Annotated in this window: 16 protein-coding genes; 6 read left to right on the plus strand and 10 right to left on the minus strand. The window is 69.7% G+C overall.

Annotated elements, in window-relative coordinates; all coding sequences use genetic code 11:
• The first annotated feature begins 47 nt into the window (after nt 1–47).
• Together I6N91_RS11155 and I6N91_RS11160 are read left to right on the plus strand one after the other, a co-directional pair.
• Nucleotides 48–812, plus strand: coding sequence for a TetR/AcrR family transcriptional regulator (locus I6N91_RS11155; RefSeq protein ID WP_198812637.1), 765 nt, complete (start codon nt 48–50; stop codon nt 810–812).
• Nucleotides 809–2,953, plus strand: a complete 2,145-nt coding sequence (locus I6N91_RS11160) for an acyl-CoA dehydrogenase (RefSeq protein WP_198812638.1) — start codon at nt 809–811, stop codon at nt 2,951–2,953. Before I6N91_RS11155 ends, I6N91_RS11160 begins: the two co-directional genes overlap by 4 nt.
• Nucleotides 2,954–3,016: 63 nt before the next feature.
• On the opposite strand, the gene glgA is transcribed toward I6N91_RS11160, so the two are convergent.
• Entirely contained in the window at nt 3,017–4,210 is a 1,194-nt protein-coding gene (gene glgA / locus I6N91_RS11165; protein ID WP_198812639.1) for a glycogen synthase, read from the minus strand.
• Nucleotides 4,211–4,295: 85 nt separating this feature from the next.
• On the opposite strand from glgA, the gene glgC reads away from it, so the two are divergent.
• Nucleotides 4,296–5,540 carry a glucose-1-phosphate adenylyltransferase gene (gene glgC / locus I6N91_RS11170; protein ID WP_198812640.1) on the plus strand — a complete coding sequence of 415 codons (1,245 nt, stop codon included), beginning with the start codon at nt 4,296–4,298 and terminating at the stop codon, nt 5,538–5,540.
• A gap of 67 nt (nt 5,541–5,607) precedes the next feature.
• Here glgC and I6N91_RS11175 read toward each other — a convergent pair whose 3' ends face one another.
• Nucleotides 5,608–6,708, minus strand: a complete 1,101-nt coding sequence (locus I6N91_RS11175) for an alanine racemase (RefSeq protein ID WP_198812641.1) — start codon at nt 6,706–6,708, stop codon at nt 5,608–5,610.
• A gap of 61 nt (nt 6,709–6,769) precedes the next feature.
• Between I6N91_RS11175 and pepN the strand changes: the two genes are divergently transcribed.
• Nucleotides 6,770–9,370 (plus strand): aminopeptidase N, encoded by a 2,601-nt coding sequence (gene pepN / locus I6N91_RS11180; RefSeq protein ID WP_198812642.1) that lies wholly within the window; start codon nt 6,770–6,772, stop codon nt 9,368–9,370.
• On the opposite strand, the gene I6N91_RS11185 is transcribed toward pepN, so the two are convergent.
• From I6N91_RS11185 to I6N91_RS11205, 5 genes are all read right to left on the minus strand, one after another.
• Nucleotides 9,355–10,440 (minus strand): biotin/lipoate A/B protein ligase family protein, encoded by a 1,086-nt coding sequence (locus tag I6N91_RS11185; RefSeq protein ID WP_198812643.1) that lies wholly within the window; start codon nt 10,438–10,440, stop codon nt 9,355–9,357. The two genes, pepN and I6N91_RS11185, sit on opposite strands and share 16 nt — an antisense overlap.
• Before the next feature lie 99 nt (nt 10,441–10,539).
• Entirely contained in the window at nt 10,540–10,794 is a 255-nt protein-coding gene (locus I6N91_RS11190; protein WP_120168169.1) for a type B 50S ribosomal protein L31, read from the minus strand.
• Between the two features lie 83 nt (nt 10,795–10,877).
• Entirely contained in the window at nt 10,878–11,828 is a 951-nt protein-coding gene (locus tag I6N91_RS11195) for a hypothetical protein (RefSeq protein WP_198812644.1), read from the minus strand.
• 73 nt (nt 11,829–11,901) lie between these two features.
• Complete coding sequence (locus tag I6N91_RS11200; protein ID WP_198812645.1) at nt 11,902–12,714, minus strand: RNA methyltransferase; 813 nt, start codon at nt 12,712–12,714, stop codon at nt 11,902–11,904.
• A gap of 48 nt (nt 12,715–12,762) precedes the next feature.
• Nucleotides 12,763–13,551: an ABC transporter ATP-binding protein gene (locus I6N91_RS11205; RefSeq protein ID WP_198812646.1), complete on the minus strand. Its 789-nt coding sequence runs from the start codon at nt 13,549–13,551 to the stop codon at nt 12,763–12,765.
• Nucleotides 13,552–13,666: 115 nt separating this feature from the next.
• On the opposite strand from I6N91_RS11205, the gene serB reads away from it, so the two are divergent.
• Together serB and I6N91_RS11215 are read left to right on the plus strand one after the other, a co-directional pair.
• Nucleotides 13,667–14,569, plus strand: a complete 903-nt coding sequence (serB, locus tag I6N91_RS11210) for a phosphoserine phosphatase SerB (RefSeq protein WP_198812647.1) — start codon at nt 13,667–13,669, stop codon at nt 14,567–14,569.
• A gap of 99 nt (nt 14,570–14,668) precedes the next feature.
• A complete protein-coding gene (locus I6N91_RS11215) occupies nt 14,669–16,171 on the plus strand; it encodes an MFS transporter (protein ID WP_198812648.1) in 1,503 nt (500 codons plus the stop codon).
• 60 nt (nt 16,172–16,231) lie between these two features.
• Here the strand turns inward: I6N91_RS11215 and I6N91_RS11220 are convergent, their stop codons facing one another.
• From I6N91_RS11220 to I6N91_RS11230, 3 genes are all read right to left on the minus strand, one after another.
• Nucleotides 16,232–16,789, minus strand: coding sequence for a hypothetical protein (locus I6N91_RS11220; protein WP_198812649.1), 558 nt, complete (start codon nt 16,787–16,789; stop codon nt 16,232–16,234).
• A gap of 92 nt (nt 16,790–16,881) precedes the next feature.
• Entirely contained in the window at nt 16,882–17,631 is a 750-nt protein-coding gene (locus I6N91_RS11225; protein WP_198812650.1) for an SDR family oxidoreductase, read from the minus strand.
• A gap of 97 nt (nt 17,632–17,728) precedes the next feature.
• On the minus strand, nt 17,729–18,466 hold the full coding sequence (locus tag I6N91_RS11230; protein ID WP_120168184.1) for a beta-ketoacyl-ACP reductase: 738 nt from the start codon (nt 18,464–18,466) through the stop codon (nt 17,729–17,731).
• Between the last annotated feature and the right edge of the window lie 35 nt (nt 18,467–18,501).

Here is an 18,501-nt window from a genome sequence, read left to right on the forward strand (position 1 = left end):
GTGGTGGTGGATTACCGATACCCAGCGTACCTGATACGCTGAGTATCATGAACACTTCCTCAGCGGTCTCCGCCGTGCCCGCCGGAACGGGGACGGTGCCCGACGGGCGGTCCAGCCGGTGGGAGGGACACCGTGCCGAGCGCCGGCGCGCGCTGATCAGCACCGCACGCCGCGCCGTCGACACCCTCGGCCACGGCGCCTCCATGGAGGACATCGCGGCGGCAGCCGACACCTCCAAATCCGTGTACTACCGCTACTTCGGTGACAAGACCGGCCTGCAGCAGGCCATGGCCGAGGTCGTCACGGGCCAGATGCAGCAGAAGATCCTTGCCGCGGCACGGCAGGCCCAGACGCCGCGCGAGGGCCTGCGCGCCATGATCTCCGTCTACCTGCAGATGGCACAGACCTCACCGAACGTGTACGCGTTCGTCACGCGGGTCGGCCCGGCCGACCTGGCCGCGGGCCCGTCCGATGAGGCCCGGCCCGCCGACCCCCTGACCCACTTCCTCGAGGCCGTCACCGAGATGCTGGCCCGCCCCATGCGGGCCTACCTGCGGTCCTCGCCCCACCTGAGCGGCCCCGCCGACCCTCGGCTCGTTTACTGGCCGCGGGCCGCCATCGGCATGGTCCGCTCCGCCGGTGAGCTGTGGCTGGCGGCGCCCGCCGGCCCGGGCAAGCCCGGCGTGGAGCAGCTCGCCGACCAGCTGACCGACTGGCTCTTCGAAGGCATCAGCCACCAGGTGCCCACCGGGCAACCATCCCGCCCGGCACCGGACTCCACCACCTCCTCCCCTGCAAAGGACAACTCATGACGCAGACAGCGACCGGCCCCCGGCAGGTCCCCCCGGCGGGCACGATCACCGACAATGACGCGGCCGTCCTCGACCCCGCCGTGCTCGGGGAACTGCTCCTCGGGAAATGGGCCTCGGTGCGCCGGACCGCCCGGGAGCTCGCAGGGCGCCCCGAAGTGCACAAGATCGAAGGACTCACAGCGGCCGAGCACCGCAGCCGCTGCTTCGACCAGCTCCACTACCTGGTGAAGAATCAGGCGGTGCACCGGGCCTTCCCGACCGCGCTCGGCGGGCACGACGACCACGGCGGCAACGTCGCAGGGTTCGAGGAACTCGTGGTCGCCGATCCCTCCCTGCAGATCAAGGCCGGCGTCCAGTGGGGCCTGTTCGGCGCGGCGGTGCTCCACCTGGGCACCGAGGAGCACCACAAGGCATGGCTGCCCGGCATCATGAACATGGACATCCCGGGCTGCTTCGCCATGACGGAGACCGGGCACGGCTCGGATGTGGCAAGCATCGCCACGACCGCCGTCTACTCCCCAGAGGACGAATCCTTCACCCTGAACACCCCCTTCCGGGCGGCGTGGAAGGACTACATCGGCAATGCCGCCGTCGACGGCCGCGCCGCCGTCGTCTTCGCCCAGCTCATCACCCGGGGCGTCAACCACGGGGTGCACGCCTTCTACGTCGAACTGCGCGACGCCGACGGCGCCTTCCTGCCAGGAATCGGCGGCGAGGACGACGGCCTCAAGGGCGGCCTGAACGGCATCGACAACGGCCGGCTGCACTTCGGGAACGTCCGGGTGCCCCGGACGTACCTGCTGAACCGGTACGGCAGCGTCGCCCCCGACGGCACCTACAGCTCCCCCATCGCCTCGCCGGGCCGCCGCTTCTTCACCATGCTTGGCACGCTCGTGCAGGGCCGCGTGTCCCTCGACGGCGCGGCCGTCGCGGTGAGCAAGATCGCGCTGAAGACCGCCATCACCTACGCCTCCGAGCGGCGCCAGTTCAACGCGTCCTCGGACCTCTCCGAAGAGGTCATCCTCGACTACCAGCGCCACCAGCGGCGCCTCCTGCCGCGGCTGGCCGCCACCTACGCTGCGTCGTTCGCCCACGAGGAACTGCTGGAGAAGTTCGACGGCGTGTTCTCGGGCACCTCCGACACCGACGCCGACCGCCAGGACCTCGAGACCCTCGCCGCGGCCTACAAGCCGCTGTCCACCTGGCTGGCCCTGGATACGCTGCAGGAGTGCAGGGAGGCCTGCGGCGGCGCCGGGTTCCTCACGGAGAACCGCTTCACCTCGCTTCGGGCGGACATGGATGTCTACGCCACCTTCGAAGGTGACAACAACGTCCTGCTCCAGCTCGTCGCCAAGCGCCTGCTGACGGACTACGCCCGCGAGTTCAAGGGCATGGACTTCGGCGTCCTCGCCCGCTACGCGGTCTCCCAGGCCGCGGGGCGGACGGTGCACCGCTCCGGGCTCCGCCGTGTGGTGCAGACAGTCGTGGACACCGGGTCCGAAAAGAAGTCGGCGATCGCCCTGCGCGATGAGGACACGCAGCACGGACTGCTCTCGGACCGAGTCGGCACCATGGTGGCCGAACTCGCCGGCGCCCTGCGGGGGGCCGGAACCATGCCGCAGGCCAAGGCTGCTGCCCTGTTCAATGAACACCAGCACGAACTGATCGAAACGGCCCGGGCGCACGCCGAACTGCTGCAGTGGGAGGCGTTCACGGCGGCGCTGCACCGGGTCGAGGAGCCCGGAACCCGGCAGGTCCTGACCTGGCTGCGCGACCTGTTCGGGCTGTGCCTGCTAGAGCGGAACCTCGCCTGGTACCTGATGAACGGCCGGCTCTCCTCGCAGCGGGCCCGGACCCTCACGCCCTACATCAACCGGCTGCTCGCCAAGCTCCGCCCGCACGCCCTCGACCTGGTCGAGGCCTTCGGCTACGGGCCCGAGCACCTCCGCGCCGCGATCGCCACCGGGGCCGAGAAGCGGCGCCAGGACGAGGCCGCCGCGCACGCCCGCGCAGAGCGCGCCAGCAGCGGCTCACCGATCGAGGAGAAGACCCTGCTGGCCCGGCAGGCGGAACAGGCCAAGACGCGGGGCAAGAGTGCACCGCGCAAGTCGCGGCAGGTACCCGAGAAGACCTCAGCCTGACCCGTCCGGATCCGCCGGAAGTCAGAAAGCCCCTGTCCGCCCGGCGGACAGGGGCTTTCACCTTTAAAGCACGCTGCGGTACACCTCGAGGGTCGCCTCGGCGATGGAGTCCCACGCGAAGTGCTGTTCGGCGCGGGTCCGGCCGGCCTCGCCCATCCGGCGGGCCTTCGCCGGATCGGAAAGCATCTCTGTGAGTGCGGCGGCGAAGTCCGAGACGAACCGTTCGGGATCGAGGGGCGTCCCGGTGCCGTCGGAGACCTGTTCGAGCGGCACCAGGGTCCCGGTGACGCCATCCTCGATTACCTCGGGGATCCCTCCGGTGGCACTGGCCACGACAGCGGCTCCGCAGGCCATCGCCTCGAGGTTGACGATGCCCAGGGGCTCGTAGATGGACGGGCAGGCGAACACCGTCGCGTGGCTCAGGACCTGGACCACCTCGCGCCTCGGCAGCATCCGCTCGATGAGCACCACCGAGCCGCGCCGGTCCCGGAGCTCATTGATCAGCTTCTCGGTCTCCGCCGCGAGCTCGGGGGTGTCCGCCGCGCCGAGCACCAGGATCAGCTGAACGTCCGCGGGCAGCTGCGCGGCGGCCCGGAGCAGGTAGGGCACGCCCTTCTGGCGGGTGTTGCGCCCCACGAAGACCACGCTGGGACGGTCCGGGTCGATGCCGAGGGCCCGCACGGCGTCGTCGTCCTCGTCGCGCACCCACTCGGAGACGTCGATGCCGTTGTGCACCACGTGCACCTTCCCCGGGTCGACGGCGGGGTAGCTGCGCAGGATGTCGTCGCGCATCCCCGCCGACACGGCGATCACCGCCGCGGCGGCCTCGTACGAGGTCTTCTCCGCCCAGGACGACAGCGCGTAGCCTCCGGCGAGCTGCTCGGCCTTCCACGGCCGCAGCGGCTCAAGGCTGTGGGCGCTGAGCACGTGCGGGATGCCGTGGAGCAGGGAGGCAAGGTGCCCGGCCATGTTCGCGTACCAGGTGTGGGAGTGGACCAGGTCGGCGCCGCCGATGTTCCCGAGCATCTCAAGGTCCGTCCCGAGGGTCTGCACGGCGGCATTCGCCCCGGCCAGCCCCGGAGGCACGCCGTAGGTGCGCACCCGCGCCCCGTGGTAGTCGGCGGGCCGCTCCGCGCCGAAACAGTGGACGTTCAGATCCACCTGTCCGGCCAGCACCCGGCTCAGTTCCGCAACATGGACACCTGCCCCGCCATAGATTTCTGGGGGGAATTCCTTGGAGACAATATCTACTCGCACTCCCCCAACGTAGTGCAGGAGGCCTCAGTCCTCTAGTGTGAACAGAATTGGACCGACACGTTGGAATACTCGAAGGGGGTTACCCGTGGCACTTAAGAAAGTTCTGGCGGTTGTACTGGCAGGTGGCGAAGGCAAACGCCTGATGCCCCTCACCGCGGACCGGGCCAAGCCCGCCGTGCCGTTCGCCGGAAGCTACCGGCTGATCGACTTCGCCCTCTCGAACCTGGTGAACTCCGGCTACCTGCAGATCGTGGTGCTCACCCAGTACAAGTCGCACAGCCTCGACCGGCACGTCTCCGAGACCTGGCGGATGTCGACGCAGCTCCAGCAGTACATCGCCTCGGTGCCGGCGCAGCAGCGCCGCGGCAAGAGCTGGTTCCTCGGCAGCGCCAACGCGATCTACCAGTCGCTCAACCTCATCCACGACGCCCAGCCCGACATCGTGGTGGTCATCGGCGCCGACCACGTGTACCGCATGGACTTCGAGCAGATGGTCAACGCGCATGTCGAATCCGGCGCCTCGGTCAGTGTCGCCGCGGTGCGCCAGCCCATGAACCTCGTCGACCAGTTCGGCGTCATCGAGGTCGACCAGCAGGACCCGACCCGCATCGCCGCCTTCGTCGAGAAGCCGAAGACCACCCCGGGCCTGCCCGATGACCCCAACAGCTTCCTCGCTTCAATGGGCAACTACGTCTTCACCACGGACGCGCTGCTGAAGGCCCTCGAGGAGGACGCCGCCCGGCTCGACACCAAGCACGACATGGGCGGGGACATCATCCCCCACTTCGTCGACCGCAAGGACGCCGCCGTCTACGACTTCACGACGAACCTCATCCCGGGATCCACCGACCGGGACCGCCAGTACTGGCGCGACGTGGGGACGATGGATTCCTACTACGACGCCAATATGGACCTGATCTCCCCGCTGCCCCTGTTCAACCTGTACAACCTGCAGTGGCCGATCTACACCCGTCAGAGCGTCTCGCCGCCGGCGAAGTTCGTGCGCAGCGCCACCGGCCGGTCCGGGGCTGCCCACGACTCCATCGTCTCGGCAGGCGTCGTCGTCTCCGGCGGCACCGTTCAGGGTTCGATCCTCGCCACCGACGTCTTCGTGGAGGAGAACGCGGAGGTGAGCGATTCGGTGCTGATGGATAAGGTGACCATCGGTCCCGGCGCCATCGTCAGGCGCGCGATCATCGATAAGAACGTGAAGATTCCGGCCGGGGCACGCATCGGCGTGGACCGTGAGCTCGACCTCAGCCGCGGGTTCGCCGTGACCGAGTCGGGGCTGACCATCCTGAGCAAGGGCCAGATCGTCCCCCCAGGCTGAGGCGCGGCCGGAACCGCGGCCTGAACGGCGGCCCGAGCCGCGGACTGAGCCGTTCCGCCGGGGCCGGTCAGCTGTTCCGGCCCCGGGCGGCGACCGCCCAGCGGTCGATGACCGCGCCGTCCCGGACCACCTGCACCTCGTCCACGAGGTTCACGGGCAGGCAGACGTGGTTCGGGACCACCCGCAGCCGGGTGCCGCGGGCCGGCAGGGGCTCCCCCGCCGGCCACTGCACCGTGGCGTGGTGCTCCGAGAGGGCGACGATCCGCGCCTCCGGGTGCTCCAGCAGCCTGCCGTAGCCGGTCGCCCAGGCCGCCCGGTCGCTGCCGAGGATCTTGCTCCCGGCATCGAGCAGGAAGTGCCCCGGCTCCCCCGGGGTGCGCCGGTGGTGGCTGACCACGGTGGCGGCCACGGTGAGGGCGATATCGCCGGGGCCGATCGTGCCGAGCTCCCACTGCTGGGCATCGCCGAACACATAGACCCCCGGACGCAGCTCGGTGGCGGTACCTCCTCCCATCAGCGCCGAGGGGGTCGACCCGCCGCTCAGCTCGGCGGCGGCAAGGCCCTCGGCCCGGAGCCCGGCGGCAGCTCGATCCAACGCCGCGTCTTCGTCCCGCGCCGCCGTGACCGGCATCCCCGGGGCGTAGCTGTGGCCCGGGAAGGTGAAGGCTCCGGTGACCCGGAGACCGGCTTCCGCGGCGGCCACGGCCACGCCGGCGGCATCCCCCGGCGCCACGCCGCTGCGGTGGTGGCCGCTGTCGACCTCAACCCGGACCGCGACCTCGCCGACCGCCGGGCCGAGGTTGCGTGCCAGGGCGGTGGCGCTCTCGGCGGAATCCACGCCCACAGTGATCCGCGCTCTTGCCGCGAGCCGACGCAGCCGGTCCCCTTTCGCCGAGTCAACCCACAGCGGGTAGGCGATGAACAGATCCTCAACTCCGGCCCCGGCGAAGACCTCCGCCTCGCCGACCGTGGCCACGGTCAGCCCGACGGCGCCCGCCGCCACCTGGAGCGCGCCGATCTCGGGGATCTTGTGGGTCTTGGCGTGGGGGCGCAGCGCCACCCCGCGCGCCCGCGTGGCCGCGGCCATGGCCGTGATGTTCGCCTCCAACCGGTCGGCGTCGATCTGCACGCTCGGAGTGGGCTCGTTCCCGGGAATCGTCGTGTCCATGCTTCGATTCCATCATGACCCGCCGTGCCGGCCGGTGCGCGGCGCGTGATTGAATGACCGGATGCGCAACGAGAACCTGCTCCGTGACGAGGCCGACGCCCGCTCCCTGCTGATCCGGGTCGAAAGCTACGATGTGAGGCTCGACCTCAGCGGCGCCGAGGACCCCTCGGCTGAGGGGTTCCCCAGCGAATCCACCGTGGTGTTCCGCTGCGCCTCCCCCGGCGCGTCCACCTTCCTCGACTTCATCCACGGCGGCGTCGACGAAGTGCTCGTCAACGGGAAGGCCCTTGAACTGGGCAGGGCCGTCGACGGCTCACGCATCCACCTTCCGGACCTGCTCGAGGCGAACACGGTGACCGTGCGCGGCACCGCGCTCTACAGCCGCAGCGGCGAGGGGATGCACCGGTTCGTCGACCCCGCAGACGGTCGAACCTACCTCTACACCCAGTACGAGCCCGCCGACGCCCGCCGGGTCTTTGCCAACTTCGAACAGCCCGACCTGAAGGCCGCCTTCACCTTCACCGTCACCGCCCCGGAGGCCTGGACGGTCGCCTCCAACGCCCCGGCGCTGGGTGCCCCCGCCCCGGTCTCGGCCGGGGCACTGCGCTGGGAGTTCGCGCCCACGGAGCGCATTTCGACCTACATCACCACGGTGCTCGCCGGCCCGTACCACCACGTCGCCGGCTCCTGGGCTGGCGGGGACGGCACCGGCTCGCCCGAAATTCCGCTCGGGCTCTACTGCCGCCGGTCGCTGGCGTCCGCCTTCGACGCCGAGGCGATCTTCGATACCACCCGCCGCGGGCTCGACTTCTTCCACCGCCTCTTCGACTACCCCTATCCGTTCGGCAAGTACGACCAGGCCTTCGTTCCCGAGTACAACCTTGGGGCGATGGAAAATCCGGGGCTGGTGACGTTCACGGAGAACTACGTGTTCCGTTCCGCGGCCACGGCCGCCCAGTACGAGGCGCGGGCGAACACCATCCTGCATGAGATGGCGCACATGTGGTTCGGGGACCTCGTCACCATGACCTGGTGGGACGACCTGTGGCTCAAGGAATCTTTCGCGGACTACATGGGCGCCCTCGGCGTGGCGGAGGCCACCGAGTGGAAGACCTCGTGGGTGAGCTTCGCGAACAAGCGCAAGGCGTGGGCGTACGTGCAGGACCAGCTGCCGACGACCCACCCGATCGTGGCGGACATCCCCAACCTTGAGGCGGCGAAGCAGAACTTCGACGGCATCACCTACGCCAAGGGCGCCTCGGTGCTCAAGCAGCTCGTCGCCTACGTCGGCTTCGACGCCTTCACCGAGGCGGCCCGGAAGTACTTCCGGGCGCATGCCTTCGGCAACACCACCCTTGCGGACCTGCTCGCCGCCCTCAGCGAGGCCTCCGGGCAGGACATGACGGCCTGGGCCCGTCAGTGGCTGCAGACCTCAGGCGTGCCCGCACTCACCGCGGAGGTCTCCGTCGAGGACGGCGTGTACACCGCCGCGGCAATCCGGCAGGACGCGCTCGACCCCATCACCGGGGTGCCCGAGCCCCGCCCCCACTCCCTGCGCGTGGGCTTCTACAGCTACGACGCCGACGGCTCCCTGGTCCGCACCGAGTCGCACGCCGTCGAGGTGACCGGGGCCTCCGCCCCGCTCGACGGGTTCGTCGGCCGGACCCAGCCGGACCTGCTGCTGGTCAATGACGAGGACCTCACCTACGCCAAGCTGCGCTTCGACCCCCGCTCCCTGGCGACGCTGCTGCGGTCGGTGGACCGGATCGCCGACCCGCTGGCCCGCGCCATCTGCCTCTCCGCCCTCTGGTCGAGCACCCGGGATGCCGATCTGGCCGCCGCCGATTATCTCGGCGCCGTGGAGCTGGCCGCACCGGCCGAACCGGGCGTCGGAGTGCTGCAGGTGCTGCTGCAGAACGCCGGCACCGCCGTCGAACGCTACACCGCACCCGCCGGACGGGCGGCGCTGCAGGAACGCTACGCCCGGTTCCTGGAGCAGGGCCTGCGGGACGCCGCGGAGGGCTCGGACCTGCAGCTCGCATGGGCGCGGGCCCTGGCTGCAGGCGGGCGCTCCACCGGCTCCGCTGCGGCGGTGCTGCGCGGCCTGCTCGACGGCACCGACAGCGTGCCGGGGCTGGTCCTGGATGACGAACTGCGCTGGATGTTCCTCGCCGCACTTGCCGCGCAGGGCCTTGCGTCCGTCGACGAGCTCGAGGCCGAGCTGGCCCGCGACAATACGGCATCAGGCAAGGCGGCGTTCACGCTGGCCTGCTCGGCCGTGCCGGACGCCGCGGTGAAGGATCTCGCCTGGCGCGAGGCGGTCTATGGGACCCGGCTGTCGAACGAACTGCTCAGCTCCACCATCGAGGGATTCACCCTCGGCGGGCCGGAGCTGAGGGCCCCCTACAACGGACCGTACTTCGAGGCGCTCAGGGACGTGTGGGAGGCACGGGGCATCGAGATGGCCACCCGCGTGGTGCGCGGCCTCTATCCCGGCCGCCAGAACCTCCAGGGCCGCCCGGAGGAGCACCCGGTGATGCTGGCCACGGATAGCTGGCTCGCCTCCAACCCGGACGCCCCGGGGGCGCTCCGGCGCATCCTGGTGGAGGAGCGCGACCACCTGCTGCGCTCCCTCACGGCCCAGGCCTACGGCACCCGGTAGAGCCACTCCTCGGTGCCGAACTTCTCCTCGACAAGTTCGGCACCGCGCCGCAGCTCGTCCTCGCTCAGGCCGGCGTCGACGGCGCCGAAGCGGCGCCGGAAGGTTTCGATCATCACCGCGATGATCTCCTCCCGGGCCAGCCCGGTCTGGCGCCGGAGCGGGTCGACGCGCTTCTTGGCGCTCTTAGTCCCCTTGTCGGAAAGCTTCTCCTTGCCGATGCGCAGCACCTCGAGCATCTTGTCGGCGTCGATGTCGTAGCTCATCGTGACGTGGTGAAGCATCCCGCCGTTGGCGAGCCGCTTCTGCGCCGCCCCGCCGATCTTGCCCAGGTCGGTGGCGATGTCGTTGAGCGGCTGGTACCAGGCCTTGATGCCCAGGGTGGCCAGGGCCTCCATCACCCAGGCGTCGAGGAATGGGTACGAATCGGCGAAGCTCATGCCGTCAACCAGCGTCTGCGGGACGTACAGCGAGTAGGTGATGGCGTTGCCGTGCTCCATGAACATGGCGCCGCCGCCGCTGATCCTGCGCACGACGCTCACCCCGTGGCGGGCGACGCCGTCGGGGTCCACCTCGTTGCGCACCGACTGGAAGCTGCCGATCACGACCGAGGGTGATTCCCACTCCCAGAACCGCAGGGTGGGGTTGCGGCGCCCGTCCCCGACGTCGCGCGTGAGCACTTCGTCCATGGCGACGTGCATGGCGGTGCTCAGCGGCGTCGGCGGGACGATCTCCCAGGTGTGGTCTGCAATGCCCGTCGAGCGCCCCAGGGCGCGTCGCACGGCGGTGGCCACGGCCTCCGGGGAGAACCCGAAGAGCTGGGCCGAGGGGTCGAGCCCGGCCCGGACGGCCTCTGCCAGCTCGGACGGGGGCGTCTCGACCGGCAGGCCCTCGAGGGCGGCGTTGATGTCGTCGAGGGCCTCGTCGGGCTCGAGGAAGAAGTCGCCGTTCACCGACACGTGGGCCAGGCGTCCGTCCACCACCGCGAGGTCGACGGCGGTCAGCTTGCCCCCCGGCGTCTTGTACTCGCCGTGCCGCCGTCCGCCGCCGGTCGTGTCCTGGCCCTGTCCCATTGCGGTTTCCTCCTGCTTGGTTGGCTTAACGCAGTGAAGCCACGGCGTCGTGCGCGCGTGGCTTCACTGTCGAAACTGAGGTGCTGAGAAGAGCCGGGACTACTTCTTGCCGAAGCCCTTGAAGCGGGCGTTGAAGCGCTCCACGCGGCCGGCGGAGTCCATGATCCGCTGCTTGCCGGTGTAGAACGGGTGGGACTCCGAGGAGATTTCCACCTCGATCAGCGGGTAGGTGTTTCCGTCTTCCCATTCGATGGTCTTCTTGGACGTGGCCGTCGACTTCGTCAGGAACGACTTGTCGGAGGCGAGGTCGCGGAAAACGACGGCGTGGTACTGGGGGTGGATATCAGACTTCACAGGAATACCTTCTCTGGTTGCCTGGATTTTGCCAGGCACTGGGATTGAAAGCGGAAACGGTCCTTCGGGACCAGCTAGTAATCCTAGCGCAAACCGCCCAGCTGCGCTAAAGCGGGGGGCGTGATGGCCTGAGGGGTGCCCCATTCGGAGAATCCGACCTCCACCGAGGTGAGTATCTCGTGTTCGAAGCCGCTGATATTCAGGTGCGCCGGGCGCATCAGTTCGTCGAGTTCGATGTCCAGGGTGGCCATTTCGACGCCCTGGAGTTCGGGCCCGGACACGGCCGAAAGCCGGGTGTAGAGCATGCCGTCCCGTTCGCTGCGCGGCGTCACCAGGAACTCCCCGGAGTCCGCCAGCAGGGCGCCGACGGCGGCGGGGTCGGCGGTAGCGGAGGCCGCCTCCACCAGGACCGCGGCGAAGCGCTCCTCCGGCCCGCCCTCGGCGTCGGCCGGTGTTCCCCCCTTCGGGGTGAGCAGGTACCCCTCGCCGTCGCTGACGATGATCTCCACCCCGTGCTCCTCGTTGCGCAGGTGCAGGCCGAACTCGGGTGCCGTGCTCAGTGCCGCGGTGTGCTCTCCGGCGGGAAGGCCGGTGGCACGGGTCGACAGGGTCTGCTGCGCGCCGGTGCCGGCGCGCATCGAGGCTTCGACGCAGGCACCCGCCTCAGCGGCGGGCAGCCGTTCCGGGAGCGTGCCGGTCAGCAGGGCACCGCAGGCCTTCACCACCTCCGCCGGCAGGGACTGCTGGCTCTGGGTCAGGGAAAGCTCGGGGGCCTTCGTCGGCGGTGGAGCCGGTTTCGGGGCCGCCGAAGCTGCCGGTGCGGTGGTCGCCGGTGCGGGTGACGGGGTCTGGACCGGCGCGGTCGCCAGGGGCCCGGCGGCGGGGGCGGTCGGCGGCTGGGATTCGACGGCGTCGATCTGTTCGGCGAGCCGGCCGCATCCGCTCAGCGCGACGGCCGCGCCGAGGAGGAGCACCGCGGCCACGGGGACGGTCCGTGCGCCGGGAGCCTTGATGCGGGCCGGTGGAGCGGTCACCCTCCCAGTGTTCCATCGGGTCCGGGCGCCCGCTACTGCCGGTTTCCGGCGCCTTCCTCCGCTGCCCCCGCCACTAGAGTCCGCGGTAGCGGCACTCCCAGAAGGCGACGGCGGCCGCCGCGGCCACGTTGAGCGAATCCACCCCGGCGTGCATGGGGATCTGAAGGGACAGGTCCGTCTCGGCGAGGGCCCCGGCGGAGAGGCCCTCGCCCTCCGTGCCAAGGACCAGCGCCAGCCGCTCGTGACCGGCCGTTCCGACGTCCTGGACGGGCACCGAGTCCGGCCCCAGCGCCAGCGCCCCGATGGTGAACCCCGCCTCCCGGAGGGCCGAAAGCTGCCCCGGCCAGTCCGTGAGGCGGACCCAGGGCACCTGGAAGACGCTGCCCATGCTCACGCGGATGGCCCGGCGGTAGAGCGGGTCGGCGCACCGGGGGCTGATGAGGACCGCGTCGATGCCCAGCGCTGCGGCGGACCGAAACAGCGCCCCGAGGTTGGTGTGGTCGACCATGTCCTCGAGCACCGCGACCCTGCGGGCCCCGGCGAGCACCTCGTCGAGGGTCTTCGGGGCCGGACGGTTCATGGCGGCCAGTGCCCCCCGGTGGAGGTGGAAGCCGGTGATCTGCTCCAGCGTGGCCTCGTCGCCGATGAACGCCGGAACCTCCGGGAACCGGTCGATGATGTCCGAAAGGCCCGGCAGCCACTTCTCGGCGAGGAAGAAGGACCGCGGTGAGTGCCCGGCATCGATGGCGCGCCGCAGCACCTTGGAGCTCTCGGCGATGTACAGGCCGTTGGCGGGTTCGAGGCGGCGGCGGAGCTGGGTGTCGGTGAGGTTGCGGTAGTCCGAGGTGCGCGGGTCACCCGGGCCCTCGAGCCGGATCAGGCCCACGCGCCCGCTCCCGTTGGAGCCGTGCGGTGATGCGCTCCGGCCTCCCGCCTACGCGGTGCGGGCAACAGCACTGTAGCGGCCGTCAGCGCGGCTGACCTTCAGCGGCAGGCCGAACGCCTCGGAGAGGTGTTCTTCGGTGAGGACGTCCTCGAGCGGTCCGGCGGCGACTATTCCGCCGTCGCGCATCAGCATCGCGTGGGTGAACCCGGGCGGAACCTCCTCCAGGTGGTGGGTGACCAGGACGGTAGCGGGGGCTTCCTCATCCTGGGCGAGTTCGGTCAGCCGGCGGATGAGGTCCTCACGTCCGGCGAGGTCGAGGCCGGCTGCCGGCTCGTCGAGCAGCAGCAGTTCGGGATCGGTCATCAGCGCCCGGGCGATCTGCACGCGCTTGCGTTCGCCCTCGCTGAGCGAGGCGAAGGGGCGGTTCAGGAAGGTCGACATGCCCCAGGTGTGGAGCAGCCGGAAGGCGCGGCGCTCGTCGAGCTTCTCGTACTGCTCACGCCAGCGGCCCGTGACCCCGTAGGAGGCGGTGACGACGACATTGAGGACCGTTTCGTGCTCTGGGATCTGCGAGGCCAGGGCCGCTGAGGCGAGTCCGATCCGGGGGCGCAGGTCGAAAACGTCGACGGCGCCCATCACTTCGTCCAGGATCCCTGCCACTCCCGTGGTGGGGTGCAGGCGCGCTCCGGCGATCTGGAGGAGTGTCGTTTTTCCGGCTCCGTTGGGGCCCATGATGACCCAGCGTTCGCCCTCCTTGACCTGCCAGTCGACGCTGTTCAGCAGCGTTTTTCCACTCCGAACGAGGCTCACCCCGGCCAATTCAAGAACGTCACTCATAGCACTAGACACTAGGCTAAGACCGGGCTAGTTGGCGAAACCAGCACCGCCGTCCGGCCCCGCCCGTGGCACCCGTCCCGGCCCACTGTGCACCCCTGCATCCCCTGGAGGTTTAATGACCGCGCCGTTCCGAGTCGTCAGCTACGGTCGAGAAGATTCCGAGGCAGGCTTCCGGGCCGTCGAGGACGCCGTTTGCGCCGCCGGCGCGAGCATCGTGGCGGCCGGTGACGGCGGCGACTCCCGGTACCGGGTGCGGACGCTGACGGTCGCGTATTCCGGTCCGGTGGCGGACCTGCGCGCCGCCCTGCCGGGAGCGGGCGATTCCGCCGCCGGAGCGCCGGTGCGGCCGATCGGGACCGCGGTGGTTCCGCCTGAGGTTTCCGGCCCGGGGCACAAGCTGCTGGTGCTCGACGTCGACTCGACGCTGATCAAGCAGGAGGTCATCGAACTGCTGGCCGCCTATGCGGGCCGCGAGGCGGAGGTGGCCGCCGTCACGGAAGCCGCCATGCGCGGTGAACTCGACTTCGCCCAGAGCCTTCATGCCCGCGTCGCCGTACTGGCAGGACTGCCCGAGGCGGTTCTAGACAAGGTCGGCGCACAGATCGAGCTGAGCGAGGGTGCCGAGGTGATGGCGGAGGCGTTCCTTGGGGCAGGCCACCTTGTGGCGGTGGTCTCCGGCGGGTTCAGCCAGATCCTCGACCCCCTGGCCGCGCGCCTGCGCCTGTCCCACGCCAGGGCGAACCTGCTGGAGATCCGCGACGGCATCCTCACCGGCCGGGTGTCGGGCCCGGTCATCGACCGGGCGGAGAAGGAGCGCTCCCTGCGGCGGTGGGCGCAGGACGCCGGCATTCCGCTAGAGCGGACCATCGCTGTGGGCGACGGCGCCAACGACCTGGACATGCTCGGCGCCGCCGGGCTCGGGGTGGCGTTCAACGCGAAGCCCGCCGTGCGGGCCGCTGCGGACGCCGTCATCGACCTGCCCTACCTCGACGTCGTGCGGCACTTCGCCGGGATCTGAAGCCCGGACCGGCACCGTTCCCGGGGATGTCCGCAGCGGCGCGCAACAGGTCCTGCCGGCGCGGCGACAGTGTCGGTGCCGGTCACTACACTGGGACGCATGACCGGGCACGAACCGGCCCAGCCCCGGGCCGCTGCGGATCCCCTTGACGGCACGCGCGTAGATGCAGCCGCCCCCTCCACGCTGGTCGGGGAGGATGCGGCTCCGCCGCCCGCGGACAGCGACGCCATCGACACCTCGCTGCGCACCCCGGCGGAGCGGTCCCGCACCTTCACGGGGATCCTGGTGAACACCGGGATCGCCAATATCACCACCAGCTACCTGTGGTTCGCGCTGACGTTCTGGGTGTACCTGGAGACGCGTAACGTGATCGCCACCGGCGTGGTGGGTGGGGCGTACATGCTGCTCATCGCCCTCTCCAGCATCAGCTTCGGCACCTACGTGGACCGCTACCGCAAGCTGGCCGTGATGCGCTTCGCCGCCGGCTTCACCCTCGTCATGTTCGTGCTTTCCGGGATTATGTTCGCGCTGACGCCCACTCCGGCGCTGCTTGACCTGACCCGGCCGTGGTTTTGGGTCTTCATGCTGATCATCCTGATCGGTGCGGTGGTGGAGAACCTGCGCAATATCGCCCTCTCCACGACGGTCACCATCCTCATCGAGCCGGACCGGCGGGCCAATGCCAACGGGCTCGTGGGCATGGTGCAGGGCCTGATGTTCATCGTCACCTCGGTGCTCTCCGGGCTGTCGGTCGGGCTGCTAGGCATGGGCTGGACGATCGTCGTCGCCCTGGTGCTCACCGCGTTGGCCTTTGCCCACCTGCTGACCCTGCACATGCCCGAGGAGCTGCGCGCGGCGGCGACGGACGCCCACGGCGGGTTCGACCTGCGCGGCTCACTGGCCGCCGTGCTTGCCGTGTCCGGACTGTTCGCGCTGATCCTTTTCTCCACCTTCAACAACTTCGTCGGCGGCGTGTACATGGCCTTGATGGACCCTTACGGCCTGGAGCTGTTCCCCGTGGAGCTGTGGGGTACCTTCTTCGCGCTCGGGGCTACCGGGTTCCTCGTGGGCGGTGCTCTGATCGGGAAGTTCGGCCTTGGAGCCAACCCGCTGCGCACCATGCTGATCGCAGTCATCGTCATGGGGGTCCTCGGAGCGGTCTTCACGTTGCGCGAATGGGCGTGGCTGTACATCGCCGGGATCTGGGCCTATCTCGTCCTCATACCCTTCGTTGAGGCGGCCGAGCAGACGGTCATCCAGCAGGTGGTGCCCCTGCAGCGCCAGGGCCGGGTTTTCGGGTTCGCCATGGCGTTCGAGTCGGCGGCCGCGCCGGTCACGGCATTCCTCATCGCTCCGATCGCGCAGTTCTGGATCATCCCGTACGCGCGCTCCGATGAGGGCGCCGCCCAGCTGGCACCGCTCCTTGGCGAGGGCACCTCCCGCGGCATCGCCCTGGTGTTCCTCATCGCCGGAATCATCCTGATCCTTGCCGCGCTGCTTGCCTTCCTGACCCCGGTCTACCGCCGGATCTCGGCCTCCTATGCGCAGACAGCCGCTGAGGCAAAGGCGGCCGCGGACAGCACTTCCCCGGCCTCCCAGTAAGCGGGAGGCCGCGGGTGCGGGTCCGCGCACCCGGCCCGGCTAGCCACGAACCGGGACAAGCTAGCCCCGGAACTCTTCCCGCAGCAACTCCACGGCCGGATCCCCGGCGGCCAGGTGCATCTTCCCGGAGGGCGTGTCGACCGCCAGGACCTTCCAGCCCCGGCGGAGTTCGACCGGCCGTCTGCCCTCGGTCGCGATGACTCCCTCGACCTTGTCGATGCCTAGTTCGCGGGGCGCACCCAGCGGCATCGGGCTCGGGTCCGTCGGGGAGTTCTGTGGCTGGAAGCGCAGCTTCCCGGCGACCAGCTGGGCCACTCCAGGATTCCACCTGTCCCGAAGGGATCCGGGGTGTGAGTCCGGGTACCGGATCGCGCAGTCGAAGATGCCGCGGCTCAGATCGGACGCAAGACGCCGCGAACGCCCTGCAGCCGCCGGGCGCGACACCAGATATCCGACACCAAGGCACACCAGCCCCGTGAGCGCTACCCGTCCCCAGAATTCAAAGCCGAGGGCCTCGAACACATCCGAAATGATCAGGGCCGGGAAAAGCGATCCAAAAAACAGCAGATATCCGGCTTTTTCCCATGTGCCAACCTTGGCGCGTTGAATGTCCCCCATCCGGCGAGGGTAATCAAAAGTGCGGTGCACGGAAAGGCCCGCCACCGGGTGTTCGGCGGCGGGCCTCTAGTTCATTCAATCAATTCCTGCGGTCAGCCCTGCGGCACGAAGCCGCGCGCTCCCCCGACCAGTTCGGTGTGGCCGGTCGGCACGTCGGCGGTGACCATCTTCACGATTTCCGCGGCGAACTCCGCCACCGAGTAGAGCTTGCCCGCCTCGCTGCGCCGGGCCTCGATCGCACCGGGGGCGGCCCGGTCCAGCAGAGTGGCCGTTACCGTGCCTTCGATCATGTCGCCGGAGACGACGACGAGGCGAATGCCCTTGTCCTCGAGCATCGGGATGAGTTCGCGCAGGGCGTCCTCGCCGGCGCGCTTGCTGCGGGCCACCGGCTCGTAGGCGTCCATGGTGGGTACGGTGTCGATGAAATGCGCCTGGTGGCTGGTGACGAAAACCACACGGGAGCCGGCGGGCATGACCTCGGCGGCTGCCTTGAGCATATTGACCTGGGCGTCCCGGTTGAGCTTCAGCGCGTAGTCCTCGCCGACACCGCTCTCCATGCCGCCCGAGGCGTTCAGCACCAGCAGGCCGAGCCCGCCGAAGCTGCTCACCGCGGCGTCGACCAGTGCGGCCGGGCCCTCGGGGGTGGTCAGGTCCGCGCCCACGGCGACGGCCCGTCCGCCGGCGGCCTCGATCCCGGCGACCACCTTGTTGGCCCGGGGGGCCTTCTGCCGGTAGTTCACCACGACGGCCGCGCCTTCGGCGGCGAGCAGCTGGGCCACATCGGCCCCGATGCCCCGCGATGATCCGGTGACGATTGCTCCAATGCCGTCCAAAGCACCCATGACTACTCCTTCTTGGCGCGGGCTGGTTCCCGCGCATCGTAACTTCGCGTTTCCGGTGCGGCGGCAGCGGACGCTGCCGCCGGAATGCTGGTGGGGCCTAGTGGCCCATGCCGAGGCCGCCGTCGACCGGGATGACGGCGCCGGAGATGTAACCTGCCTCTTCGCTGGCGACCCAGCGCACCACCTTGGCCACCTCGTCCGGGGACGCGAAGCGCCCGGCGGGGATGGTGGCGAGGTAGCTCTTGCGGGTGTCCTCCGGAAGCTCCGCCGTCATGTCGGTGTCGATGAAGCCCGGCGCGATGACGTTCGCGGTGATGCCGCGGGAGCCCAGTTCGCGCGTGAGCGAGCGGGCGATCCCGACCAGCCCGGCCTTGGAGGCGGAGTAGTTGATCTGGCCGGGGGCGCCGTAGAGGCCGGTCACCGAGGAGATGAGGACGACGCGCCCGCGGCGCAGCCGGATCATGCCCTTGGATGCGCGCTTGATCACCCGGAATGCGCCGGTGAGGTTCGTGTCGATGACGTCGGTGAAGTCGGTTTCGCTCATGCGCAGAAGCAGCGTGTCGCGGGTGATGCCGGCGTTGGCGACGAGCACCTCGACGGGCCCGTGGGCTGCCTCGACCTCGGTGAACGCCGCGTCGAGCTGCTCCTCGCTCGTCACGTCGGCCTTCACGCCCAGCAGACCCTCGGGGACCTCGCCGCTGCGGTAGGTGATCGCCACCTTGTCACCGTTGGCAAGGAACGCATTCGCGATGGCGAGCCCGATGCCCCGGTTGCCGCCCGTAACGAGGACGCTTCGTCCGGGCCTTTCTTCATCGCTGCGATTCGTTTCCTGCACAGGGATCCTCCGCTTCTCGCTACACGTTGTTACTT

This window comes from Arthrobacter sp. MSA 4-2 (assembly GCF_016405885.1).
Taxonomy (GTDB): Bacteria; Actinomycetota; Actinomycetes; order Actinomycetales; family Micrococcaceae; genus Arthrobacter_D.